Source organism: Dactylosporangium vinaceum (genome assembly GCF_019904175.1).
GTDB lineage: Bacteria > Actinomycetota > Actinomycetes > Mycobacteriales > Micromonosporaceae > Dactylosporangium > Dactylosporangium vinaceum.
Genome location: NZ_CP061913.1, coordinates 9,904,666 through 9,927,906, shown reverse-complemented (window position 1 = coordinate 9,927,906; position 23,241 = coordinate 9,904,666). Strand labels below are relative to the sequence as shown.

Annotated in this window: 23 protein-coding genes; 10 read left to right on the top strand and 13 right to left on the bottom strand. The window is 71.8% G+C overall.

Going from position 1 to position 23,241, the window contains the following annotated elements:
* Positions 1–174 precede the first annotated feature (174 nt).
* Complete coding sequence (locus Dvina_RS44515) at positions 175–579, bottom strand: NYN domain-containing protein (RefSeq protein WP_223097082.1); 405 nt, start codon at positions 577–579, stop codon at positions 175–177.
* 80 nt (positions 580–659) lie between these two features.
* Here Dvina_RS44515 and Dvina_RS55435 point away from each other — a divergent pair, with 80 nt between their 5' ends.
* Complete coding sequence (locus Dvina_RS55435; RefSeq protein WP_281428242.1) at positions 660–2,660, top strand: diguanylate cyclase domain-containing protein; 2,001 nt, start codon at positions 660–662, stop codon at positions 2,658–2,660.
* On the opposite strand, the gene Dvina_RS44505 is transcribed toward Dvina_RS55435, so the two are convergent.
* The gene (locus Dvina_RS44505) at positions 2,661–3,413 is read right to left on the bottom strand and encodes a thioesterase family protein (protein WP_223097081.1); all 753 of its coding nucleotides are present in this window, start codon (positions 3,411–3,413) and stop codon (positions 2,661–2,663) included.
* Positions 3,414–3,442: 29 nt separating this feature from the next.
* Between Dvina_RS44505 and Dvina_RS44500 the strand changes: the two genes are divergently transcribed.
* From Dvina_RS44500 to Dvina_RS44485, 4 genes are all read left to right on the top strand, one after another.
* Positions 3,443–4,417, top strand: coding sequence for a magnesium transporter CorA family protein (locus Dvina_RS44500; protein ID WP_223097080.1), 975 nt, complete (start codon positions 3,443–3,445; stop codon positions 4,415–4,417).
* The gene (gene lpdA / locus Dvina_RS44495) at positions 4,414–5,793 is read left to right on the top strand and encodes a dihydrolipoyl dehydrogenase (protein ID WP_223097079.1); all 1,380 of its coding nucleotides are present in this window, start codon (positions 4,414–4,416) and stop codon (positions 5,791–5,793) included. The genes Dvina_RS44500 and lpdA overlap by 4 nt, the downstream gene beginning before the upstream one ends.
* 70 nt (positions 5,794–5,863) lie before the next feature.
* On the top strand, positions 5,864–7,258 hold the full coding sequence (locus Dvina_RS44490) for a class II 3-deoxy-7-phosphoheptulonate synthase (protein ID WP_223097078.1): 1,395 nt from the start codon (positions 5,864–5,866) through the stop codon (positions 7,256–7,258).
* A complete protein-coding gene (locus Dvina_RS44485) occupies positions 7,251–8,279 on the top strand; it encodes a threonine aldolase family protein (protein WP_223097077.1) in 1,029 nt (342 codons plus the stop codon). Before Dvina_RS44490 ends, Dvina_RS44485 begins: the two co-directional genes overlap by 8 nt.
* 4 nt (positions 8,280–8,283) lie before the next feature.
* On the opposite strand, the gene Dvina_RS44480 is transcribed toward Dvina_RS44485, so the two are convergent.
* From Dvina_RS44480 to Dvina_RS44445, 8 genes are read right to left on the bottom strand one after another with little or no spacing between them, the layout of a single operon-like run.
* On the bottom strand, positions 8,284–9,597 hold the full coding sequence (locus Dvina_RS44480) for a toxic anion resistance protein (RefSeq protein WP_223097076.1): 1,314 nt from the start codon (positions 9,595–9,597) through the stop codon (positions 8,284–8,286).
* Positions 9,598–9,607: 10 nt separating this feature from the next.
* A complete protein-coding gene (locus Dvina_RS44475) occupies positions 9,608–10,753 on the bottom strand; it encodes a hypothetical protein (protein ID WP_223097075.1) in 1,146 nt (381 codons plus the stop codon).
* A 10-nt stretch (positions 10,754–10,763) separates the two neighbouring features.
* A complete protein-coding gene (locus Dvina_RS44470; RefSeq protein ID WP_223097074.1) occupies positions 10,764–11,360 on the bottom strand; it encodes a 5-bromo-4-chloroindolyl phosphate hydrolysis family protein in 597 nt (198 codons plus the stop codon).
* Positions 11,357–12,994, bottom strand: coding sequence for a vWA domain-containing protein (locus tag Dvina_RS44465; RefSeq protein ID WP_246655728.1), 1,638 nt, complete (start codon positions 12,992–12,994; stop codon positions 11,357–11,359). The genes Dvina_RS44470 and Dvina_RS44465 overlap by 4 nt, the downstream gene beginning before the upstream one ends.
* Before the next feature lie 59 nt (positions 12,995–13,053).
* The gene (locus Dvina_RS44460) at positions 13,054–14,196 is read right to left on the bottom strand and encodes an MFS transporter (RefSeq protein ID WP_223097073.1); all 1,143 of its coding nucleotides are present in this window, start codon (positions 14,194–14,196) and stop codon (positions 13,054–13,056) included.
* A complete protein-coding gene (locus tag Dvina_RS44455; RefSeq protein ID WP_223106062.1) occupies positions 14,193–15,065 on the bottom strand; it encodes a deoxyribonuclease IV in 873 nt (290 codons plus the stop codon). Before Dvina_RS44455 ends, Dvina_RS44460 begins: the two co-directional genes overlap by 4 nt.
* 13 nt (positions 15,066–15,078) lie before the next feature.
* Positions 15,079–17,070, bottom strand: coding sequence for a Stk1 family PASTA domain-containing Ser/Thr kinase (pknB, locus tag Dvina_RS44450; protein WP_223097072.1), 1,992 nt, complete (start codon positions 17,068–17,070; stop codon positions 15,079–15,081).
* A gap of 34 nt (positions 17,071–17,104) precedes the next feature.
* Complete coding sequence (locus Dvina_RS44445; RefSeq protein WP_223097071.1) at positions 17,105–17,734, bottom strand: hypothetical protein; 630 nt, start codon at positions 17,732–17,734, stop codon at positions 17,105–17,107.
* Positions 17,735–17,817: 83 nt separating this feature from the next.
* Here Dvina_RS44445 and Dvina_RS44440 point away from each other — a divergent pair, with 83 nt between their 5' ends.
* Genes Dvina_RS44440 through Dvina_RS44430 form a run of 3 tightly spaced genes read left to right on the top strand, consistent with a single transcriptional unit; the run spans position 17,818 to position 18,763 of the window.
* Positions 17,818–18,126 carry an Rv2175c family DNA-binding protein gene (locus Dvina_RS44440; RefSeq protein ID WP_223106061.1) on the top strand — a complete coding sequence of 103 codons (309 nt, stop codon included), beginning with the start codon at positions 17,818–17,820 and terminating at the stop codon, positions 18,124–18,126.
* Between the two features lie 2 nt (positions 18,127–18,128).
* Complete coding sequence (locus Dvina_RS44435) at positions 18,129–18,449, top strand: lycopene cyclase domain-containing protein (protein WP_223097070.1); 321 nt, start codon at positions 18,129–18,131, stop codon at positions 18,447–18,449.
* Entirely contained in the window at positions 18,434–18,763 is a 330-nt protein-coding gene (locus Dvina_RS44430) for a lycopene cyclase domain-containing protein (protein ID WP_246655727.1), read from the top strand. The genes Dvina_RS44435 and Dvina_RS44430 overlap by 16 nt, the downstream gene beginning before the upstream one ends.
* On the opposite strand, the gene Dvina_RS44425 is transcribed toward Dvina_RS44430, so the two are convergent.
* Together Dvina_RS44425 and Dvina_RS44420 are read right to left on the bottom strand one after the other, a co-directional pair.
* Positions 18,723–19,784 (bottom strand): polyprenyl synthetase family protein, encoded by a 1,062-nt coding sequence (locus tag Dvina_RS44425; RefSeq protein ID WP_246655726.1) that lies wholly within the window; start codon positions 19,782–19,784, stop codon positions 18,723–18,725. The genes Dvina_RS44430 and Dvina_RS44425 overlap by 41 nt on opposite strands.
* Positions 19,785–19,794: 10 nt before the next feature.
* Positions 19,795–21,066 carry a helix-turn-helix domain-containing protein gene (locus tag Dvina_RS44420; protein WP_223097068.1) on the bottom strand — a complete coding sequence of 424 codons (1,272 nt, stop codon included), beginning with the start codon at positions 21,064–21,066 and terminating at the stop codon, positions 19,795–19,797.
* 145 nt (positions 21,067–21,211) lie between these two features.
* Here Dvina_RS44420 and metF point away from each other — a divergent pair, with 145 nt between their 5' ends.
* Positions 21,212–22,129, top strand: coding sequence for a methylenetetrahydrofolate reductase [NAD(P)H] (gene metF / locus Dvina_RS44415; protein ID WP_223097067.1), 918 nt, complete (start codon positions 21,212–21,214; stop codon positions 22,127–22,129).
* Positions 22,116–22,778, top strand: a complete 663-nt coding sequence (locus Dvina_RS44410; protein WP_223097066.1) for a CDP-alcohol phosphatidyltransferase family protein — start codon at positions 22,116–22,118, stop codon at positions 22,776–22,778. Before metF ends, Dvina_RS44410 begins: the two co-directional genes overlap by 14 nt.
* On the opposite strand, the gene Dvina_RS44405 is transcribed toward Dvina_RS44410, so the two are convergent.
* On the bottom strand, positions 22,775–23,212 hold the full coding sequence (locus Dvina_RS44405) for a MarR family transcriptional regulator (protein WP_246655725.1): 438 nt from the start codon (positions 23,210–23,212) through the stop codon (positions 22,775–22,777). The two genes, Dvina_RS44410 and Dvina_RS44405, sit on opposite strands and share 4 nt — an antisense overlap.
* Positions 23,213–23,241: the final 29 nt, after the last annotated feature.

Sequence of the window (23,241 nt, the reverse complement as noted above, 5' to 3'; positions counted from 1 at the left end):
GATCGTCACTAATTCGTCAGACGTTTTGGCGCGGTATTCACCGGCAATTCATGACGCCGGTACTCTGCTTACTTTGCGTGAGCCGCCGGTCGCGGTCAACCGCTTCTCATATATTGGAAGATCGTGGATCTGGTTGGCGAAATGCATGGCAGGACCACCCGCAAATCCTACCTGCTAAGTAGAGTCGCGCCGTCCGCCATATGGGATCGTGGCCAGCAGTTGACCGGGGCTGACAATACTCGCTCCCAGGTCCGTCACGCGCTGGCGCAGCCCGCGGTCGGAGGTCACGACGACGACCGGCCGGCGGTCCACATTGTCAGCGACGAGCGCCACAATGTGATCGTCGCCCGAATGCGGGGCGGCCTGCACGGGCACGCCTTCGATCGGCGGCACACCCCGGGCCGCACCCTCGACGACGAGCACGATCTCGCCGGCCGGCACCGCACCCGCGGCCGGGGCACCCGCGCGCACGGCGAGGGCGTCGCGCAGCCGGGTCGCCGCCCCGGCCCGGTCCCGCCACCAGCCGTCCGGCACTGAACCGACCACATTGGCCCCGTCTACGACGATCAGCGGCTCCATGTGTCGAGTCTTACCCATTGCCGCGCTCGGTTCCCCTCAGCCGATGCACTCCCGGGCCGATTTCGGCGTCGGAGGGCGCGATGGAAACCATGCGCGAGACGGCGGGCGTCACCCTGCGCGCGATCGTGCGGTACGTGCGCGCCCGGGGCGGCGACGGCGCGGTGCGGCTGATGCTGGGGCTGGCGGGGGAGACGGAGCCGCCCGAGGCCTACGACGACCCGCGCCGCTGGTGGCCGTACGCCACGAAGGTGAACGTCCTGGAGGCGGCGGCCAAGGTCCTGGGTGATCCGGCCGTGGGCCTGCACGTCGGGCAGTCCATCCTGTCGTACAACCGCGGCCACCCCCTGCGCCTCGGGCTGCTCCTGCTCGGCGGCCCGGCCCAGCTGCTCCGGCTCAGCACGTCGATGAGCGCCCGGCTCAACGCCACCGGCGAGATGCGCACCCTGTCGTCCGGCCGGGGTACCGCAACCGTGCGCTTCCAGCTCCGCGACGGCTACCGCCCCTCGCGCTTCGACTGCGACTACACTCGCGGCCTGCTCACCCAGCTGCCGGTCCTCTACGGCCGCGCAGCCGCCACCGTGGCCCACGACGAGTGCCAGGTCAACGGGGCCGAGGCGTGCATCTACACGGTGCGCTGGCGGCGGCGGCGCTGGCTGCGGCGCGCGGCCGAGCCCGTCGAGGACGCCGCCGGCGACGTGCTGGCCGGGCAGATCGAGCAGCTCCAGCGCACGGTGGCCGACCTGGTCGCGGCCGAGCGGCCCGAGCGCGCGCTGGCCGTGGTCGCCGAGCGGGCCGGGCCGGCCGTCGACGCCGAGGCGTTCCTCCTGGTGGCCGCCCCGGCCCCGGGTGCGCCGCGGCAGGTGCACGGCTTCGGGCTCAGCGACTCCGAGATCGAGGTCCTCGCCGCGTCCCCGCCGACAAGCTTCGCCGGCACGCTCGTGGTCGACATCGCGTCGCCGAACCGCTATTACGGGTACCTCATCGCCTTCTGCCGCGACTTCCGCGACGCCGAGCGCCGGCTGCTCGAGGCCTACGCCGGGCTGGCCGCGGTCGCGCTCGACGGGCTCGGCGCGCTGGAGGCCGCGGCCGATCGGCAGCGCACCGCCGAGAGCCTGCTGTCGCTGGCCCGCACGCTTACCGTGGCCCGCACCGCCGACGAGGTCGCCGACGTCACCGCCGAGGCCGTCCGCGCCGTGATGGCGGCCGACTCGGCCACGGTGGTCCTGCTCGAGCGCGACCGGCTGCGGGTGGCGGCCAACGCCGGGGGCGGCGACGAGCGCGAGCGGCAGGCCCGCCGGCTGGCGATCTCCCGCGCCGACACGGCGCTGTTCGAGCGCTTCCAGGCCGGCAGCGGGGCGGCCCGGGTGTACGACCGCGACTCGACCGACCTGTTCATCCTCGGCCTGCTCGACACGTTCGGCCACGAGGCGATGGTCATGGTCGACATCGCGCGGCCCGGCCACCCGTACGGCCTGCTCGTCGCCGCGTACGACACCCCGCAGGACAAGGCCAGGATGCGGGAGATCGCCGGCCGCATGGCGGGCGTCGCCGACCAGGCCGCGAACGCGCTGCGCACCTGCGAGCTGCTGGAGGCCAACCGGCGCGCGGCCCACGTCGACGCCCTGACGGGCCTGCCCGGCCGCCGGGCCTTCCTGGCCGCGCTGGACCTGGCGCTCGGCTCGGGCGACGGCGCGGTGCTGCTCATCGACCTGGACGGCTTCCGGTCGGTGAACGACTCCCTCGGCCATGCCGCCGGCGACGAGCTGCTGGCCGCGGTGGCCGCCCGCCTGGGCGCCGGCCTCCGCCCGGGCGACGTCGTGGCCCGCCTGGGCGGCGACGAGTTCGCCGTGCTGGCCCACGGCCCCGGCGGCCAGGCGGGCGACGGCGACCTGGCCGGCCGCGTCGAGGCGTGCTTCGCCGACCCGGTCACCGTCCTGGGCGGCACGCCTGTCGAGGTCCGGGCAAGTGTGGGCGGCACCCGCTTCGCGCGGGGCGAGGAGAGCCGCGTGGTCCTGCACCGCGCCGGCGCCGCCATGCACGACGCCAAGCGCCAGGCCGTCGGGGTGCTGCCCCGGCAATGATCAGCGCTTGCGGTGGATCGCCAGCTGGGTGGCCTGCGCGACGACCCGGTCGTCGGCGTCCCACACCTCGCAGACCTGGTCGAGCTGGCTGTCGGTGACCATCCGGGCATACTGGCGCACCCGCAGCGGCCCCGGCGCCGGCAGCGCCCGCACGTAAGCGGTCAGCTCGAGCGTCGGCGTCCACCCGCTGCTGCCGAGCGTGAACGTCGCCGGCGGGAAGGCGTCGACCGCGTACAGCAGCGAGAACGGGTCGAACGGCGTGTCGTCGGCGAAGCTCAGCCAGCCCCGCAGGTCGCCGGGAGCGGCCAGGTCGATGCGCTGGTCCACCATCTCCAGCATCGTGATCCAGATTCCGGCGCCCGGCGGCTCGACCGGGGTGCGGGTGAGCGTGTCCCGGGGCGCGACGGGCGCCGGTGCGGCCGCGACGAACTGCGGCTCGCCCGCCGCGGCCAGGTCGCCCAGCGTGAACAGGGCCTCGACGCACGTGCGGCCCTCCTGCGTCAGGCGGACCCGGGCCTGGGCGAACGAGCGGCCGTCGCGCAGCGTCTCGACGGCCACCGCGGCCGGGCCGGGGGAGGGCGGGGAAAGGTACACGGCGCTCGCGCTGAGCGGATGCGGGTGCGCGGCGCTCACCGCGGCCCGGGCCAGGACGGCCAGCAGGTAGCCGCCGTTCGGGCGGCCGCCCACGGTCCACTGTGGATCGAGCCGGGCGGTGCCGTCCGAGACGGCTGTCGCTTCCGTGAACCCGGCCACCCGGGCCTCCTTCTGCTTTGATGACTCGTATGGCGCGCACGCGGCTCTACCGGGATGGGCGGCTGGAGGCCGAGGACTTCCCGCTCGACGATATCTCCGAGCACCTCAAGGACTCCGCCGCGGTCGTGTGGCTCGATCTCGCCGACCCGGAGCAGGGCGACTACGACCGGGTCCAGGAGGAGTTCGGGCTGCATCGGCTGGCCATCGAGGACGCGTCCTCGCCCCACGAGCGGCCCAAGCTGCTGCACTATCCGAAGCACATGTTCTTCAACGCCTACGCCGTGAAGTTCCAGAAGAAGAAGGGCGCGGTCGTCGTCGAGGAGGTCTCGGCCTTCCTCACCGACCAGGCGTTGATCACCGTGCACGGCGCCGGGTTCGACATGGACGGCGTGATCGAGCGCTGGGACGCCACCGCCGAGGACCTGGCCGGACACGGCGTGGCGTGGCTCGCCCACGGCCTGCTCGACGTGATCGTCGACGGGCAGTTCGACGCGGTGCAGGCGCTCGACGAGGAGCTCGAGGGCCTGGAGGACCGCCTGTTCGAGGAGACGATGGTGGCGGTCCGCGAGGTGCAGCAGCGCAGCTTCCGGCTCCGCAAGAGCCTCAACCGGATGCGCAAGGTCATCATGCCCATGCGCGAGGTGGTGGGCGGCCTCATGCACTCCCGCGAGCACCTGGTCGACGAGGAGATGATCCCGTACTTCCAGGATCTCTACGACCACGTCCTGCGCGTGACGGAGTTCACGGAGAGCCTGCGCGACTTCACCGCGACCATCCTGGAGTCGAACCTGGCCGTGCAGGGCAACCGGCAGAACAGCATCATGAAGAAGGTCACCAGCTGGGCCGCCATCATCGCGGTCCCCACCGCTGTTACGGGCTACTACGGGCAGAATGTGCCGTACCCGGGATCTGACAAGCTGTCAGGGTTCATCACCTCGGCCATCCTCATCGTGGTGCTGTCCGTGGTGCTGTACGTCACCTTCAAACGCAAGGACTGGCTATGACTGAGCACTTCGACGTCGTCGTCCTGGGCGCCGGCCCGGGCGGATACACCGCCGCCGTCCGGTCCGCGCAGCTCGGCCTGCGCACCGCCATCGTCGAGGACAAGTACTGGGGCGGCGTCTGCCTCAACGTCGGCTGCATCCCCTCCAAGGCGCTGCTGCGCAACGCCGAGCTCGCCCACATCTTCAACCACGAGGCGAAGACGTTCGGCATCTCCGGCGAGGTCACCTTCGACTACGGCGCGGCCTTCCAGCGCAGCCGCAAGGTGGCCGACGGCCGCGTCAAGGGCGTGCACTACCTGATGAAGAAGAACGAGATCCGGCAGTACGAGACCAAGGGCTCGTTCCTCGACGACCACACGCTGCAGGTGGGCGACGAGACGATCACGTTCGCCAACTGCATCATCGCCACCGGCGCGAGCACCCGGCTGCTGCCCGGCACGTCGCTGTCCGAGCGCGTGGTCACGTACGAGGAGCAGATCCTCAGCGAGGACCTGCCGGAGTCGATCATCATCGCGGGCGCGGGCGCCATCGGCGTCGAGTTCGCCTACGTGCTGCACAACTACGGCGTGAAGGTCACGATCGTCGAGTTCCTGGACCGGATGGTGCCCCTCGAGGACGCCGAGGTGTCGGCCGAACTGCTCAAGCGGTACAAGCGACTCGGCATCTCGGTCCTGACCTCGACCCGCGTCGAGACGGTCGAGGAGACCGGCGACGGCGTGAAGGTGACCGTCTCGTCGAACGGGAAGAGCCAGACGCTCGAGGCCGGCAAGCTGATGCAGGCGATCGGTTTCGTACCGCGGGTCGACGGCTACGGCCTGGAGAAGACCGGTGTCCAGCTGACGGAGCGGGGCGCGATCGCGGTCGACGGGCGGCTGCGCACCAACGTCCCGCACATCTTCGCGATCGGCGACGTAACGGCCAAGCTCATGCTGGCCCACGCGGCCGAGTCGATGGGCATCGTGGCCGCCGAGACCATCGCCGGGGCCGAGACCATGGAGCTCGACTACGTCATGATCCCCCGGGCGACGTACTGCCAGCCTCAGGTGGCCAGCTTCGGCTGGACCGAGGCGCAGGCGCGCGAGCAGGGCTTCGACGTCAAGGTGTCGAAGTTTCCGTTCACCGCGAACGGCAAGGCGCACGGCCTGGGCGACCCGACCGGCTTCGTGAAGATCATCAGCGACGGGAAGTACGGCGAGCTGCTCGGCGCCCACCTGATCGGCCCCGAGGTCACCGAGCTGCTGCCCGAGCTGACCCTGGCCCAGCAGTGGGACCTGACCGTGCACGAGATCGCCCGAAACGTCCACGCCCACCCAACCCTGGGCGAAGCGGTCAAGGAGGCCATTCACGGCCTGGCCGGGCACATGATCAACATGTAGGGGCTTTCCAGCTCGCGGGACTGGCGGGTGGTGTCACTCACCCGTCAGCCCGCCTCGGTACGCTTTCCCCATGCGCCAGGAGTGGCATCACTTCACGTACCCCGGTCCGGAGATCTCCCGCGTCGCCGTGCCGGGCAACCAGGAAGACGACGTGTTCGGCCTCGACCGGTGGCGGACGCTGCCCCGGGCGCAGACGCCGCCGTGGCCGGACCAGACCGCTGTCGACGAGGTCGGGCAGCTGCTGACGTCCGTCCCGCCGATCGTCGCGCCGTATGAGGTCGACCAGCTCCGCGAGCGCCTCGCCCTCGTCGCCGACGGCAAGGCGTTCATGCTCCAGGGCGGCGACTGCGCCGAGACCTTCGCCGACAACACCGAGGCCCACGTCCTGGGCAACGCCCGCACGCTGCTGCAGATGGCGATCGTGCTGACCTACGGCGCGTCGCTGCCGGTCATCAAGATCGGCCGGGTGGCCGGGCAGTTCACCAAGCCGCGCTCGTCCGCGCTCGACTCGCTGGGCCTGCCGGCCTACCGGGGCGACATGATCAACTCGCTGGACCAGGACCCCGAGGCCCGCGTGGCCGACCCGCAGCGGATGGTCCGGGCCTACGCCAACTCCTCCAGTGCCATGAACATGCTCCGGGCGTACCTCGGCGGCGGCATGGCCGACCTGCACGCGGTCCACGACTGGAACAAGGGCTTCGTGGTCACCTCGCCGGCCGGCCAGCGCTACGAGGCCATCGCCCGCGAGATCGACCGGGCGATGCGCTTCATGCAGGCCTGCGGCGTCAACGACGACGAGGCGCTGCGCACGGTGACGCTGTACTGCTCGCACGAGGCGCTGGCCCTGGAGTACGAGCGGCCCCTGGTCCGGATCGCGGGCAACCGGCCGTACGGGCTCTCCGGACACTTCCTGTGGATCGGTGAGCGGACCCGCCAGATCGACGGCGCGCACGTGGACTTCATGGCCCGCCTGGCCAACCCGATCGGCGTCAAGCTCGGCCCGACCACCTCGCCGGAGCAGGCGATCGAGCTGTTCGAGAAGCTCAACCCGGAGAACATCCCCGGCCGCCTCACGTTCGTGGCCCGCATGGGCAGCACCAAGGTCCGCGACGCCCTCCCGTCGATCGTGGAGAAGGTCACCGCGGCCGGCTGCCGGGTCGTCTGGCAGTGCGACCCCATGCACGGCAACACCCACGAATCGTCGAACGGGTACAAGACCCGGCACTTCGACCGGATCGTCGACGAGGTGCTCGGCTACTTCGAGGTCCACCGCGAGCTGGGCACCCACCCCGGTGGCCTGCACGTCGAGCTGACCGGCGAGGACGTCACCGAGTGCCTCGGCGGCGCCCAGGCCATCGTGGACGAGGACCTGCCCGACCGCTACGAGACGGCGTGCGACCCGCGCCTCAACACCCAGCAGTCGCTGGAGCTCGCGTTCCTGGTCGCGGAGATGCTGCGTGGCTGAGGTCGTCGTCGACTTCCGCTCGGACACCCTGACCCGGCCGTCGCCCGCCATGCGCGAGGCGATGGCGACGGCCGTGGTCGGCGACGACGTGTTCGACGAGGACCCCACCCTGCACGAGCTCCAGGCCGAGGTGGCGGCCCTCTTCGGCCACGAGGCGGCCCTGTTCGCCCCGAGCGGCACCATGGCCAACCAGATCGCCCTGCAGCTCGCCGTCCCGCGCGGCGAGGAGCTGCTCTGCGACGCCGCCGCGCACGTGGTCACCGACGAGATCGGCGCCGCCGCGGCCCTGGGCGGCGTCTCCACCCGCACGTGGCCCTCGGCCGCCGCCGACCTCGACCCGGCCACCGTCGCCGACATGATCCGTCCCGACGGCTTCGTGGCGGTGCCGACGCGGGCGGTCGCGGTCGAGCAGACCCACAACCGCCTGGGCGGTGCCGTCATCCCGCTGGCGACCCTGGAGGCTCTGCGCGCCGTCACCACCGAGGCCGCCGTCCACCTGCACTGCGACGGCGCCCGGATCTGGCACGCCCACGTAGCCGACGGCGTGCCCCTTGACGCCTACGGCCGCCTCTTCGACTCCCTCTCGGTGTGCCTCTCCAAGGGCCTGGGCGCGCCGGTCGGCTCCCTGATCATCGGCTCGGCCGAGCGCATAGCCGCCGCCCGCAAGCTCCGCAAGCGCCTGGGCGGCGGCATGCGCCAGGCCGGCATCCTGGCCGCCGCGGGCCTCTACGCGCTGCGCAACAACATCCCCCGCCTGGCCGACGACCACGCCCGCGCCCACCGCCTGGCCGAGGCCCTCTCCCCGTCCGGCGTGGTGGACCCGGCCCGCATCCGCACCAACATCGTCCCGCTCGACCTGACCGGCACCGCGATCGACGGCCCGGCCTTCGCCGCCGCCGCCCGCGACCAGGGCATCCTGGTCTCAGTCCTGGGCCGCCGCCTCGTCCGCCTGGTCACCCACATGGACCAGACGGACGACGGCATCGACCACGCCGTGAAGGTCCTCCCGGCGCTGCTGTAGCCGGCTACGCGTCCTGCCGCTGCGCCAGCGCCGGGGCCTGCTCGAGCACCGAGGCCGGGATCTGCGGGCCGGCCGGCAGGGCCACCGGCTCCTTGGCCCTGGTGACGAGCTCGATGACGGTCCGGCTCAGGCGCTGCGAGGTCTGCGACATCGACTCGTTCGCCGTGACGATCGCGGTCACCACCTCGGCGCGCTTCTGCTGGCCGTACTTCACTGCCTCCTCGATGCCGCGGGCCTGGGCGTCGATCGAGTCGGCAACCTCCAGGATGGTCTCCGGGCGGATCGTCGGGGTCTGGATGACGCGGGCGATCTGCGGCACCGCCGTCTTCGACGCCTGGGCGTAGGCGGACAGGACGTCGTTCGCGCCGTCGGCCACCGCCTGCTGCATGTCGGCCGCCTGGTTGGCCTGCATCATCAGGGCCCATTGGGCGATCGTGAGCTTCATCGTGGGGATCGTCAGGTTCATCAGCAGCGCCAGGCGCTGGCCCAGGCCGTAGTTCAGGGTGCGGATGTTGCGTACCTGCGGCGACGTGGACCAGGCGACGAAGAGGCGCTGCTGGAACTCGTTGATCCGGACCTCGAGGGCCTGGATGAACTCGGTGATCAGGGAGAGGCGCTCCTGCAGGTCGCGCTCGTCGGGCGCGCCCGGCGTGATCTTGATGGAGTTGGCGTCGTCGAGCGCCACGTCGCGGACCAGCTCCATCACCGCGATCGCGCCGACGAGCTGGCCGATCGCCGCCTCGTTGGCCTTGTAGAGCTCGTCGCACAGCACGACGTTGCGCTTGAGCTGCAGCTGCTTGTCGCTGAGCTGGCCGGCGACCTTGTCCAGCTGCTGCTCGACGGTCTTGGCCTCCTCGAACAGCATCTCCAGCAGGTCGCGGCCCTTGCGGAACAGACCCTTGATCGAGTCCGAGAACTTGTTGAATGTCTCGCGGACCTTCGGGTCGCTCGGGTCGTACTTGCGGCGGAAGTTGCGCATCCGGTCGTTGAGCTCGTGCATGATCCCCGTGAGCTCGGGGATGTTGACCCGGCCGACCTCGCGGAAGATCCGGGTGACCTGGGCGTTGACGCCGTCGATGGCGCTGGTGCCGAACGCGGCGAGCTGGTCGGTGTTGGCGAGCATCACCGGGTACAGCTGCTTGGCCGCCGCCTGCGCCTGCGCGAGCTGCCCCGGGCTGAGCAGGTCCTTGCACACCAGCGCGCGCGGCTCGGCGCTCAGCACCAGCGCGTTGGAGATGGCACTGTCGGCCGAGCCCGCCGCCGGTTCGGGCGGCCCACCGACGATGGTGCCGAAGTCGATCTGCAGTCCGTCGCTCATCTGGTCCCCCTCATTGGCACTTCTTGGCGTCCTTCATGCAGTCGAGCAACGCCAATGTCACGTCGGCGGCCGGCGGCGCCGTCGTGCGGATCTGGTCGGACAGGTTGATGTCCTTGAAGACGCTCACGTCGTTGATCCCGACCTTGACCGCCGAGCGGAAGCCGTACTGCCGCCACGCGATCGTCTGGATCTCGTCGTCCTTCATCGCGTCGATGAACCGGCTCGCGTCGGCGTTCAGCGCGAGGATCGGGTGGTCGCTGTAGATCGTCGGCTCGGGGTACAGCACCCTGACGTTCTTCAGGATCGAGGCGCTGTTGGCCCCGGCCGCGACGATCTGCTGGATCAGCTGGTTCTCGTAGCCGGCGTAGAGCGGCGCCTTGAGCTCGGCGCCCTGGGTGAGCCACTGCTGGAACCCGGAGTCGGAGCTGCGCGCCTGCAGACCCTGCGCGTCGTAGAGCTCCCGCATCTTCGGCAGCGCCTTCCTGGCCTGGTCGAGGTTCGGCGCGGAGAAGACGTCGTCGGTGGCGAGGATGTTCAGCTCCAGCTGGGCCAGCGTGAAGCCGCTGTTGGAGCGGGCCGGGTCCGTGCTCGACACCGTGATCGGCCCGTTGAGGCCGTTGGCGTTGATGGACTCCCAGGTCTGCCGCTTGGCGATGTACTCCACCAGCAGCGCCTTCATGTTGACGATGTAGTACTGGTTCCCGCGCTGCTGGACGAGCTGCTTGCCCATGAGCGCCGCGGTGCCCTTGGGCCCGGCGTAGATCACCTCGGGCGACTGCAGGACGTTCTCCGCGCGTACGAGACCCTGGTGCTGCGCCTCGAACACGGCCTGCGCGCTGGCGCTCGACGGCCACAGGCAGTCGACCTTGCGCTTGTTCAGCTCGTCGGTCGACAGCTGGACCTGGTCGTAGGAGCCCAGCGCCTGGAAGTTCACCGTCAGGTGGTACTTGTCCTTGAGGAGCTGCCTGACCTTCGCGTCGGCCATCAGCTCGGACTTCTCGGAGCCGCCCAGGCAGGTCAGGGTCGTGTCCGGCGTGGCGGCCGGCGTGTTGTCGTCCTTCTTCTTGCCCAGCGTCGTGTAGAGCACGACGCCGGCGACCAGGACGACGATCACCGTTCCCAGCCCGATCAGGAACCGGATGCTCGGCAATCTCAACGTGACTCCTTCATCCCAACTCAGGAAGCTTCGGCGGTGCGACGGTGTCGAGGTTGGCCTTGTACTGCGCCAGGTCGCCCTGGTTGACCAGCCGGACGCTCTCCAGGGCGAAGTCGGCGAAGCGCTGGAACGCGTGCTCACCGCTGAGCCGCAGCGACTCCGGGTCGCGGTACAGCATCGGCTTGCTCTGGATGTCGATGTACTGGTGGACGGCGCCGTCGAGGCTGCGCAGGTGCCCGCCGATCTGGCTGGCCGTCGAGAACAGGCTGTTGGGCGACTTGGCCTGCACCCGCCGGAACAGCTCGGGCACGATCTCGCAGGCGGTCTCCAGCGCCTTGCGGGCGACGGGGGAGCGCACGTCCTTGGCCAGGCGCTGGATGCCCTTGATGAGCTTCAGCGCCTCGTCCACCTTCTCCTGCGCCTCGTCGGCGTAGTCGTCGCTGCTGACCTGGGCCGAGCTGCGGTCGTCGAGCATCAGGTAGACGCCGATCGCCGCGACGACCGCGAGGATCGGCGCCCACAACAGGCTGCCGATGAGCAGGTAGATGACCACGAACACCACCACGGCCGCGACGAGCGCGACCGGGGCGGCGAGGCGGCGCCTCACTTGTACCCCGCGGCCTGGCGCAGCGCGGCGACGAGGTCGTTCTGCTGGACGTACGTGCCGCCGGTCGCGGACGCGAGCTCCTTGAGCTGGCTGGCGTCGGGCTCGCTGCCGAACGCGATCGCGACGACCGGTACCTTCGCCGCCTTCAGCGCCGACAGCGCCTCGCTGCGGTGGCCGGTCTCCGACTTGCCGTCGGTCATCAGCACGACAAGGCCCTTGCGGTCGTCGGTCTGCGGCTTGCTCAGCAGGTCGCCGGCCTCCTTGAGGCAGGTGTACATGTCGGTGCCGCCACCGGGGTTGTAGCCGTTGATGTTGTTGGTGATCCCGCGCAGCGCGTTCGCGTCGTTGCCGTTGACCGTCCACGGTCCCGCGGTGACGCCGCTGTTGAAGATCGTCACCGTCGTGATGTCCTTCGGGTGGCTCTGCAGGAAGTTCACCGCCGCCTGGTCCTGGTCGAAGACCTGGTGCGCGGCCGCCTTCACGCCGTTCCAGCCGCCGTTGCCGTTCATCGAGCCGCTGCCGTCGAGGCAGTAGTAGGTGTTCACCGGGCGCCGGTAGCGGGTCTGGTAGCGGTCCAGCGCGGCCTGGATGACGGGCGCGGACGGATACTGGATGCCCTGCTCGTTGATCGTGGCCTGGATGCCCCAGGCGGGGTTGAAGACCGCGGTGTCCGGGTTGTCGAGCGTCAGCCCGACGCTCGTGGCCGGGCGGCGGCCCAGCTTCAGCAGCTCGGTCTGGGCGGCCTTGTCCTTGAGCAGGTAGTCCTGCAGCTCGCTGAGGATCTGCTTCTTGGCCGCGTCGCCGCCGTTGTTGTGCGGGTAGAAGCCCAGCGGGGAGTCACTGATCGCCAGCGACCCGCGCGGGTAGGCCACGACGAGCGGCTCCTTGCCGGCCTTCACGAGCTCCTGGTTCTTCTCGATGACCAGGTCCTCGTAGGTGAACATGGTGCGGCACTCGCTGGGCTGCTCGACGCACTGGCTCATGAGCGTGCCCGTCGACGGCGGGGTCTGGCTCATCGCCTTGATGAACCGTGTGATCCCGTCCTCGACCGGGGCCGAGTCCAGCTGCTCCTGCGTGAGCGCCTTGCCCGGGCCGTTGCCGGCGAAGTAGTTCATGAACCCGAACAGCGCTGTCGCGCCCGAGTTCGACTGGGTCGGGTTGGTCACCCACACCTTTGTCTTCCCGGACTCGACGGCGGTCAGGATGTCGCCGATGGAGACGTCGGTCCGCCCGGCGAACCCGAGCTTCTGCATCTCGCTCTGCCAGCCGGCGAACACCACCGGGGTCAGGAACATCGTCTTGGTGTCCTGCAGCTTCCCACCGGTGTCGCCGATCTGGGCGAAGACGCTGGAGGCGAACCAGTAGGCGTCGTAGTCGTTATTGCCGGCGGCGAGCAGGCGCGCCTGGTCGACCGAGCCCTTCAGCGTGATGTTGCACTGATATCCCTTGCTCTGGCACCAGGGCTTGACGATCGTGTTCGCGACCGTCTCCTGCTCGGTGCCCGCGATGATGTTGAGCGCCTTGGGGCTGGCGTCGTAGCCGCCGGTCTTCTCCGGCGACGGCTTGGCGCTGCTGCACGCCGACATCAGTACGACCGCCACGAGGGCGACTGCCGTGAACTCCTTGAACCGCACGACCCGTTGGTAGCAGCGCCGGGCCAACGACACGGCCAACGGAAGATGAACGACGGGAGTCAGGCAGCCGACCGGCTCAAGATCAGGGCGACGAGCGCCACGGCGCCGGTGATCAGGCCCGCGGTGAGCATCGCGCCGTCGGCCTTCAGGGCAGTGACCAGGGGTGATGCGGCCGCCGTCCCGACGCCGATCGCGGTCTGGATCAGCGCGCCGGCGGCGGCGAAGGCGCGGCCGTGCCGGTCCGGGGGAGTGCGGGTGCTGATCAGCGCGTTCTGGGCGACGTTCGTCACGCCGTTGCCGAAGCCGCCGACCAGGGACGCCACGAACGCCAGGACCAGTGTCGGGGCCAGGCCGATGCCCGCGATGCCGGCCCCGATCAGCAGGTTGCCGAGCGCGATGAGCGCCGCATCGGAGAGCGGCACGCGGCTGACGACCTGGGCCGCGAGCAGCGCGCCGATGCCCCACAGCGTCAGGTAGAGGCCGTAGCCGGAGTCGCCGGCGCCCAGCTGGCCGACGAAGCGGAACGGCGCGGCCACGTTGTCGACGACACCGGCGCTCACCGCTATCGCGCTGCCGAGCAGGGCGGTGCGCAGGACCCGGTCGGCGAGGATGAGGCGCAGGCCACCGCGGGCGGTCGCGCCCTCGGGGTCGTGCGGGGCGGGGTGGCGGCGGGTCCGGACGGCCGCGCAGGCCGCGGTCAGCAGTGTGAAGGTGACCGCGTCGGCCAGGATCGCGGCGGTCGCGCCGAACGCGCCGGTGAGCAGGCCGCCCGCGGCCGGGCCGGCGATCCAGCCGAGGCCGGTGCCGGTGGCCAGGCGGGCGTAGCCCTTCTGGGCCGCGTCAGCCCCGGTGATCGCCGGGACCAGGGCCGAGGTCGCCGGGCGCACGAACGCGGACAGCGCCGTGATGCCGGCGAAGAGCAGGACGGTGGCCCACAGCGCGGACACCAGCGCGAGCGGCACGCAGAGGACCGCCTGCCCGGCCAGCGCGACGAGCAGCACCGAGCGCGTCTCGAAGCGGTCGACCACCCGCCCGGTGAGCGGGGCCAGCACGACATAGGGAATGAGCTCGGCCGCCAGTAGCCCGGCCACCCACCCGCTCCCGTGCGGCTGGAGCCGCAGCAGCAGCGCCACGAGCGCGGCCGCGTCCCCGGCCGTCGAGATCGCCAGCCCCGCCGCGATCAGGTTGAGATCGCGCTTCACACAGCCATTGAACCGCGTAGAAGCCTGATGTCGGCCGCGTGCTCCCCTGCATCCGACCCGCTCGGCGTCTCCACGATGAGCGGGACTCCGCCGGCCGCCGGGTGCTTGACCAGCTCGGCGAAGGCGGCCGCGCCGATGGTGCCCTTGCCCAGCGACTCGTGGCGGTCCCGCGTCGACCCGCAGGCGTCCTTCGAGTCGTTGGCGTGGATGAGCCGGAGCCGGTCGGCGCCGGCCGCGGCCACCAGGGCGTCGAGCGTCGCCGTCATCCCGCCCGGCGTGGCCAGGTCGTGCCCGGCCGCCCAGGCGTGGCACGTGTCGAAGCAGACGCCGAGGTGCGGGTGGCGCTCGACCGCGTCCAGGTACTGCTCCAGGTGCTCGACCCGCGAGGCGAGGGACCGGCCGCCGCCGGCGCTCGGCTCCACGAGCAGCTGCGGCCAGCCCTGGTGATCGGCCTCGTCCAGGAGGGGGAGGAGGACTCGACGTACCGTCGCGAAGGCCCGTTCGGCATGCGTCGGATCGACGGCCGATCCGGCGTGGAAGACGACGCCCTGGGCCCCGATGGCGTGGGCGCGGCGCAGGGCGTGCTCCAGGGTGGCCACCGAGCGCTCGACGGTGGCCTCGGTGGGGGAGCCCAGGTTGACGAGCAGGGCGGCGTGCACGTAGGCGGTCACCCCGTGCTCGGCGCAGCCCTTGCCGAACGCGTCGTCCTGCTTCGGGTCGCCGGTGGCGAGCGCCCAGCCGCGCGGGTTGGACACGTACACCTGCACGGCCGTCGCGGTCGTCTGCTCGACGTAGCGCAGCAGCCCCTTGCCGAGCCCGCCGCCGACGAGCGCGTGCCCGCCGACGGGGGTGGGGACGCCGGAGACCATCAACACCGACCCATCAGAAGAACGCGAACAGCGACACGTGCTGGCCGGGGACGACAGGCGTGTTGGGCGGTGGGTTCTGCTGGCGGACCGTGCCGAAGCCCTGCGCGTCGACGACCAGGCCGAGCCCTTCGAGCTGCGCCTTGGCCTGGTCGAGCGGCATGCCGCGGACCTCGGGCATCGGGATCTGGGCCGGGCCCTTGGAGATCTGCAGGTCGATGACCATGCCGTCGGCCACGCTGTTGCCGTCGCCGATGCTCTGCGAGACGACCTGCCCCTTGGGCTTGTCGCTCTCGACCTCCTCGACCTTGCCGATCTTGATGCCGACCTTGTCCAGGGCCTGCTTGGCCTGGTCCTGGGTCTTGCCGACGACGAGCGGCACCTTGACCGGGTTGGGGCCCTTGCTGACGAAGACGGTGATCGCCTGGCCGGGCTTGGCCGGGGTGCCGATCTTGGGGTCGGTGTCGATGACGTAATTGGCCGGGACGGCGTCGTCGAACTTCTCGGCCCGGTTGGCGGTCAGCTTCAACGCCTGCAGGTCGACGAGCGCGAGGTCCCACTCCTTGCCGGCGATGTCCGGCACCTGGTAGACCTCGGGCCCGAGGGACAGGACGAGCGTGATGGTGCCCCCGCTGAGGATCCGCCCGCCGGCCGCCGGGTCCTGGGACAGGACCGCATCCTTCGGTACCGCCGCATCGAACTGCGGCGTCCCGAACTTGACCTTGAACCCGCCCGCCGCCGCCTCCTTCGCGGCCTGCTGACCCGTCTTGGCCCGCAGGTCGGGCGTGTCGGTGTAGCGGCCGACGCCGAACCAGTAGCCGCCGACCGCGACGAGCAGGCCGAACGTCAGCATCGCGGCGATCACGGCCAGCCGGGTGCGCGGGTTGGCGTTGATCTGGGCCAGCAGCCCCTGCAGTCCGCCGCCCTCGGAGGTGCGCGTGACCTCACCCCGGTGCCGGCGGCCCACGCCCTGCGACGGCGCGGGAGCGGGCAGCCGGGCCCACGACGGGCGGCGGCTGGCCTGATACGTCTGCGTCTGCGGATTGCCGTGCGCGTGGTGCTGCGGCACGGAGTCGACCCGCGGCACCATCACCGTCGGCGGAGCCACCTGACGGGTCCGGCCGTCGGTCACGGTGCCGACGTCCTCGCGGACCACCTGGACCTCGGCCAGCATCGCGCCCGCGTCGGTCGGGCGGGCGCCCGGATCGCGCCGGGTCGCCCGGGCCACCAGGTCGTCGACGGCGGCGGGCAGGCCGGGGACGTACTTCGACGGGAACGGCACGTCGCGGTCCACGTGCTGCCAGGCCACCTCGACGGGCCGGTCGGCCTCATAGGGCACCCGCCCGGTGAGCATCTCGAAGAGCACGATCCCGGCCGAGTAGACGTCGGTGCGCGGGTCCGCGTGCCCGTCGGTGACCAGCTCCGGTGCCACGTAGGCGACGGTGGCCATCAGGTGCGAGCCGGTCTCGTCGGCGCTCGCCTCGACCGCGCGGGCGAGGCCGAAGTCGGCCACCTTGACCACGCCGTCGATGATGTTGTGCGTGTCGCCGGGCGACTCCGCGACGAGCACGTTCTCCGGCTTGACGTCGCGGTGCACGAGCCCGGCCCGGTGCGCGGCGGCGATCGCGGCGAGCATCTGCTCCATGATCGCCAGGGCCTCCTGCGGCTGCAGGCGCCGGCGCTCGGCGAGCAGCTCGCGCAGCGTCTGGCCGCGGACATACTCCATGACCAGATACGGCAGCCCGTGATGGGTGCCCTGGTCGTAGACGGCCACCACGTTCGGGTGGGTCAGCCGCGCGATGGTCTTGGCCTCGTCGGTGAACCGGTCCACGAACAGCGGGTCGCGGGACTGCGCCGGGTGGATGATCTTCAGCGCGACGATGCGCTCGAGGCGCTCGTCCATTGCCGTGTAGACCGTGGCCATGCCGCCTTTGGCGACACGCGAGCGAACGCGGTAGCGCCCGTCTACGAGCGCACCGAGCAGAGGATCGGCGACCGTGGTATCCATTGGCTGCGAGTGTACGGCTGAGGTGGGCTAAACCTCAGCGCCCGGCGCGATCGTCGGCGGATCGTCCCCATTTGGAGCGCTTTGTGGGTGACGGCGAGGGCGATGAGGACGTGACGGAGGGTGACGGGCTGGCCGTCTCGCTGGCGGTTTCGCTCGGCGTCGCGCTCGGCGTGGGCGTCGGGGTGCTCTCCGGCTCCGTCGGCTGCTGCGTCGGCACCTCGATCGGCACCGGCACCTCGGGCGCGGCCAGCACCGGCGCCGGCTCGGTCGTGCGGCGGACCTGCGGGCGCACCTGGGTGGGCTGCGGCGCGGGCGGCCGGATCAGGCTCGGGGCCGGGTTCGGGGCGGTCGCGGGTGCGGCCGGCGCGGCGACGGGCGCCTCGTAGGGCTCGGGCTGCAGCGCGGCCAGGCTCCCGGCCACGGCCAGGTAGGTCCCGGCGGCACCGCCCGCCACCAGCAGCGCGACGCCCGTGGTGGCCGCGGCCCGGCTGCGCGACGAGGCCCGCATGACGTGCTGTCCCCGGTGGTTGCGCGGGCCGTACTCGGCCGTCTCCTGCATCCGCAGCCGCACGCTGCGCCGGCGGCTCGCGTGCCGGTACATGTCGTAGCACGCGGAGCGCCAGGCACCGGCGACCTCTCGGTGAACCTTGAGCAAGAGCCCCACTGCCCGTTCCTTCCCCATCGCGTTGCGAGGTTTAACCTGCTTGTGTGAGCGAACAATCTGCCGGTCCGGCCGAGTGGCTGACCATGCCCGACGTTGCGGAGCGCCTCGGCATCCCGGTGAACCGGGTGCACCAGCTGGTCCGCGACCAGTCCCTGATCGCCGTCCGGGAAAACGGGGTGCTGCGGGTCCCCGCGGACTTCATCACGGACGAGGGCGTTGTCAAGCACCTCCCCGGCGTGCTGCGCTTGTTGTACGACGCCCGGTACAACGAGGCGGAGGCCCTCCGGTGGCTGTACACACCTGACGAGTCACTGCCGGGCACGCCCGCCGCCGCGCTGCGCGGCAACCGCGCCACCGAGGTCAAGCGGCGCGCGCAGGCCCTGGGCTTCTGACGGTGCGCTGGACCTATCTGCTGGTCCTGGCCGGCTGCCTCTTCGGGGCGCTGTGGCTGGAGCCGCTGCTGAAGGTCGGCGTCCTGCGGCAGGTGCGGCGACTGGTGCTGACCATCGCACCGGTCGCCGCCGTGTTCGTGGTCTGGGACCTGCTGGCCATCCACGCCGACCACTGGACCTTCGACCCCCGCCAGATCGTCGGGGTCATCCTTCCGGGTGGCCTGCCGCTGGAGGAGCTGCTGTTCTTCCTGGTCGTGCCGGTGTGCGCGATCCTGGGCTTCGAGGCGACCCGGTTGACGCTGCTGCGGTGGTCGCGGCGGTGACCTACACCGCGGCGGCTGTTCTCGGGGTGATTTCGGCGGTGGTACTCGACGTGGCCGTCCTGCGCACGCGAGTGCTCCTGGGCCGGGTGTTCTGGTGCTCCTACCCGATCGTCCTGGCCTTCCAGCTGCTGTCCAACGGCATCCTCACGGGCCGCGGCGTGGTGCTCTACAACCCGGACGCGATACTGGGCATCCGGCTCGTCTACGCCCCGATCGAGGACCTGGCCTTCGGCTTCGCGCTGATCGTGGCCACCCTGGCGCTCTGGGTCCGGCTCAGACCGCCCGCTGGGTCGCCGCCTGAGCCAGACCGGTGAGCACGTCGCGGGCCTCGTCGGTGATCTCGGCCTCGGCCAGCGCGTCGAGCGCGGACTCGGTCAGGTCGGCGATGCGCTCCTCGGTGCGCTGGAGCGCCCCGCTGTCCACGATCGTCGAGCGCAGCAGCGCGACGCCGCGCTCGTCGAGCTGCGGGTCGCCGAGGTGGGCGTCGAACACCGCGGTGCCGGCCCGCTCGATCGCGGCCGCGATGAGGTAGGTCCGCTTGCCCTCGCGTAGGTCGTCGCCCGCGGGCTTGCCGGTCACCGCCGGGTCGCCGAACACGCCGAGGATGTCGTCGCGCAGCTGGAACGCCTCGCCGAGCGGCAGCCCGAACGCGGAGTAGGCCTTGGCCAGCCGCCCGCCGTCGGCAAGCGCCGCGCCGAACACCAGCGGCTGCTCGATGGTGTACTTCGCCGACTTGAACCGGGCCACCAGGCTCGCCCGCGCGGTGGAGGTGTCACCGGTGGCCTGCGTCTGCACGTCGAGGTACTGCCCGATGGTCACCTCGGTCCGCATGTCGTCGAAGACCGGCCGGGCCCGGGCCAGGGTCTGCGGGTCGACGCCGCTGGCGTGCAGCATCTCGTCGGACCAGACCAGGCAGAGGTCGCCGAGCAGGATGGCGGCCGCGGTGCCGAACGCGTTGCGGTCGCCGCGCCATCCACTGGCCGCGTGCAGGTTGGCGAAGCGCCGGTGCGCGGCCGGCTCGCCGCGGCGCGTCTCCGAGCCGTCCATCACGTCGTCGTGGATCAGCGCGCTCGCCTGGACCAGCTCCAGCGCGGCGACCGCGGCGACGATCTCGTCCCGGTCCGCGCCGCCCGCGCCCCGGTAGCCCCAGTATGCGAACGCCGGCCGGAGCCGCTTCCCGCCGCCGAGCACCAGCGCGTCGATCGCGTCGGCGACCGGGGCCAGCGCCTCGCGCTCGATCTCGGCGAGCCGGTCGCGCCGCCGCTGCAGAAACTGGCCCAGGGCGGCGCGGACCCGGTCGCGGAGGTCGGCGCGGTCGAGGAAGGGGTGCGTCACGGCAGAGACGCTAGTCCGAAACCGCCCTCCTCGACGAACCGATGTTGTCCCCATCTCGGCCGGCCCTGGCCACCGACGCGTACATTTCGGCGAATTCGCGGTAGTTGCGCCCGCGGCGCAGGCCGGGCCGGACCCGCTCGATCTCCCGGGCCAGCCGCACGGAGCCGCAGCTCACCCCGGCGATCACGGCGTCACCGGCGGCCGCGCAGGCCGCATCCACCGCACCGCCCGCGAGCAGTGCCCGGGCCCGGGCAACGTGCACGAGCCCGAGCGCCCGCGGCCGCAGCCCGGCCCCTCCGGCCGCCCGGGCCCGCGCGGCCGAGCGCAGCGCGGCGTCGAGCATGGGCAGCGCCTGGCGGGGCCACCCGAGCGCGGCCTGGCACCGCCCGGCCATGGCCGCGAAGTGGGTGTCGTCGAGCCAGTAGAGCCCCGGCGGCTCGTGCTGCGGGCGTCGCCCCCGGTGTGCTCGCGCCGCCGCCGCGATCGCCGCGTCGCACCGGCCCCGGTCGCCCGTGGCCGCCGCGGCCGCCGCCTCCCGCAGCCACAGGACGGCGAGCGTGCCGGCGTCGGCCGGGCCGGCCAGCCGCCGGGCCGCCCGGGCCAGCCGCAGCGCCGACGCCCCGGCCCCGTGCTCCGCGTGGAGCTGGGCGACGCATCCGAGCAGCAGCCCGGCCGGCGCCCGCTGCCCGCCGTGCAGCGCGGCCCGCAGGCCGTCGCGCACGAGCCCGGACACGGACCGCCCACCGGCCGCCGCCCCGGCGTCGACCCCGGCCCAGACGGCCAGCTGGGCCAGCTCGGCCACCAGCCCGAGCGCGGCCCGGCCCTGACCGGGCGCCTGGCGCACCGCGGCCGTATAGGCGTCGCGCACGACCCGGACCACCTCGGGCCCGGACACGAGATCGTCCATCTGCCGCAGCTCCAGCACCCGGTGCGCGTCCACCGGGCCCCCGTCCGGCGGCCCGGCGCCCCGCCCGGCCCCGGCGCCGCCGCCGGCCGCCGCGGGTCCGGGCGCCGCGCGGGCGACCCCGCGGCGCGACACGGCGGCCGCGCGCTCCAGATCGTCGAGGGGGACTTGCAGTACAAGCGCGATCCACGCCAGCCACGGCGGGCCCGGCACGCGCTCGCCGCGCTCCCACCGGGACACCTCGTGCCTGGTGATCGTCGGCTGGCCCGCGGCGGCGCACAGCGCCTCCGCCAGCCGCAGCTGCGAGTGCCCGCGATCCAGGCGCAATCGGGTCAGCAGCGCACCGAACGTCTCGTCGTCTTCCCGGACAAAGGACATACAGCCACCTCCTGGGACCAGGTCGCGGCACCAGGGACGCCACCCACCGGCAACATCCGCCCCCTCTTATACCCCCCAGGTACGACAATTCCGCTCCGCAAACTTGGAAGTGCCTTCCCGCCGCTTCGGGCATTACAGTCAGAAGGTGGCTCTCGGACTTCCCTCTGTCATGGGCGGCGGACCTGCCGCGATCGGTGACCTGATCGCGCAGCACGCGCCCACGTTCTCCTTCGAGTTCTCCCCGCCGAAGAACCCGGAAGCGGAGAAACAGCTCTGGCAGGCGATCCGGGAGCTGGAGTCACTGCAGCCGTCGTTCGTCTCGATCACCTACGGTGCCGGCGGCACCACCCGCGACACCACCGTCGCGGTCACCGAGCGGGTGGCGACGGAGACGACGCTGCTGCCGATGGCCCACCTGACGGCGGTGAACCACTCGATCGCCGAGCTGCGCAACGTGATCGGGCAGTTGGCCGGGGCCGGCATCCGCAACTTCCTGATCGTGCGCGGCGACCCGCCGGGCGACCCGACGGGGGAGTGGGTCCAGCACCCCGAGGGTGTGCTCTACGCCGAGGAGCTGGTGCAGCTCGTGCACGAGGCCGGCGACTTCAGCATCGGCGTGGCCGCGTTCCCCTACAAGCACCCGCGCTCCGTCGACATTGAGGCCGACACCGCCAACTTCGTGCGCAAGTGCCGGGCCGGCGCCGACTTCGCGATCACGCAGATGTTCTTCGACGTCGACGACTACCTGCGACTGCGTGACCGGGTCAGCGCGGCCGGCTGCGACACGCCGATCGTGGCCGGGCTCATGCCGGTCACCAACGTCGGCACGATCGCCCGCTCGGAGCAGCTCTCCGGCGCCCCGTTCCCGGCCGAGCTCGCGGCCCGCTTCGAGAAGGTGGCCGACGATCCGAAGGCCGTGCGCCGCCTCGGCATCGACCACGCGACAGCGATGAGCCAGCGCCTCCTCGACGAGGGCGTGCCGGGCATCCACTACATCACGTTCAACCGATCCACCGCGACCCGCGAGGTCTGGCAGCAGCTCGGCGTCGGTGCGCGCGCCTGACGCACTCGACTGGGACGGGTACTGCGCACGCTGGTCGGCCGCCCACGGAGGCTACGACCCGCGCCGGGCCCCGTCCCTGGTCCGGGGCTGGCTCCGGCTGGGCCACACGCTCGGCTCGGCGCTGCTGCGGGCGGGCGTCGGCAGCCCCAACACCGTGACGCTCTTCGGGCTGCTGATTTCGCTGGGTGTACCGCCCGTGGCCGCGCTGGCCCCGCTGGGCGGGCTGTGGGCCGCGATCCTGATCCTGCTCGCCGCGTTCGCCGACACGATCGACGGCGTGCTGGCCGTCATCGCCGATCGCGCCACCCGCCTGGGCCAGGTCTACGACTCGGCCGCCGACCGGCTGTCCGAGGCCGCCTGGGTGCTCGCGTTCGCCCTCCTCGGCGCGCCCGTCTGGCTGGCCGTGGCGGCCGGCGCCGTGATGTGGCTGCACGAGTATGTCCGCGCCCGCGCGACGGTGGCGGGCCTGCCGGACATCGGCGCGGTCACCGTCGCCGAGCGCCCGACCCGCATCCTGGTCGCCATCTTCGGCCTGCTGGCCACGCTGTTCGACGACCGCGCGGCCACCCTCACCATGGCGATCGCGGTCCTGGTCGCCCTGGTCGGCCTCGGCCAGCTCCTGCGGGCGGTGGTCAAGGCCCTGCGCTAGCCGAGGGCCTCCTCGAACGTCAGCAGCGTCGACACCAGCAGCTCCCGCTGCTCGTCGGTCAGCGGGTCGAGTGCCACGCGCCAGGCCGCCGCGCTGCGCCCGAGCCAGCCGTCGATGGCCGCGTGGTGCTCCGGCGCGATGCTCACGATCGTCCGCCGCCGGTCCGCGTCGTCCTCGCGCCGCAGCAGCACGCCCTTACGGCTCAGGTCGCCCACCATCAGGCTCACGGTCGTCGGCGCCACCTCCAGCCGGGCCGCGAGCTCGTTGACGCCGAGCGCGCCGTCCAGCAGCAGGTATGACAGCAGCGACAGGTGCCGGGGCGCGAGGTTGAGCCCGGCCAGCTCCGGAGGCGGCGGCGTCCGCTTGGCCCGCCCGACCATCCGCGGCATGAGCAGCAGCAGGGTGCGGATCGCCGCGTCGACCGAGGTTGACACTGTCTTGCTCCTCAAAGTAACTTTGACTA

Bases quoted from the DNA above. Each gene is read 5' to 3' on its own strand.
- Dvina_RS44500 (WP_223097080.1), top strand. From the start codon at position 3,443: ATGGCGCGCACGCGGCTCTACCGGGATGGGCGGCTGGAGGCCGAGGAC.
- Dvina_RS44515 (WP_223097082.1), bottom strand. From the start codon at position 579: ATGGAGCCGCTGATCGTCGTAGACGGGGCCAATGTGGTCGGTTCAGTG.
- Dvina_RS44420 (WP_223097068.1), bottom strand. From the start codon at position 21,066: ATGTCCTTTGTCCGGGAAGACGACGAGACGTTCGGTGCGCTGCTGACC.
- Dvina_RS55435 (WP_281428242.1), top strand. From the start codon at position 660: ATGGAAACCATGCGCGAGACGGCGGGCGTCACCCTGCGCGCGATCGTG.
- Dvina_RS44480 (WP_223097076.1), bottom strand. From the start codon at position 9,597: ATGAGCGACGGACTGCAGATCGACTTCGGCACCATCGTCGGTGGGCCG.
- lpdA (WP_223097079.1), top strand. From the start codon at position 4,414: ATGACTGAGCACTTCGACGTCGTCGTCCTGGGCGCCGGCCCGGGCGGA.
- Dvina_RS44490 (WP_223097078.1), top strand. From the start codon at position 5,864: ATGCGCCAGGAGTGGCATCACTTCACGTACCCCGGTCCGGAGATCTCC.
- pknB (WP_223097072.1), bottom strand. From the start codon at position 17,070: ATGGATACCACGGTCGCCGATCCTCTGCTCGGTGCGCTCGTAGACGGG.
- Dvina_RS44440 (WP_223106061.1), top strand. From the start codon at position 17,818: ATGCCCGACGTTGCGGAGCGCCTCGGCATCCCGGTGAACCGGGTGCAC.
- Dvina_RS44455 (WP_223106062.1), bottom strand. From the start codon at position 15,065: ATGGTCTCCGGCGTCCCCACCCCCGTCGGCGGGCACGCGCTCGTCGGC.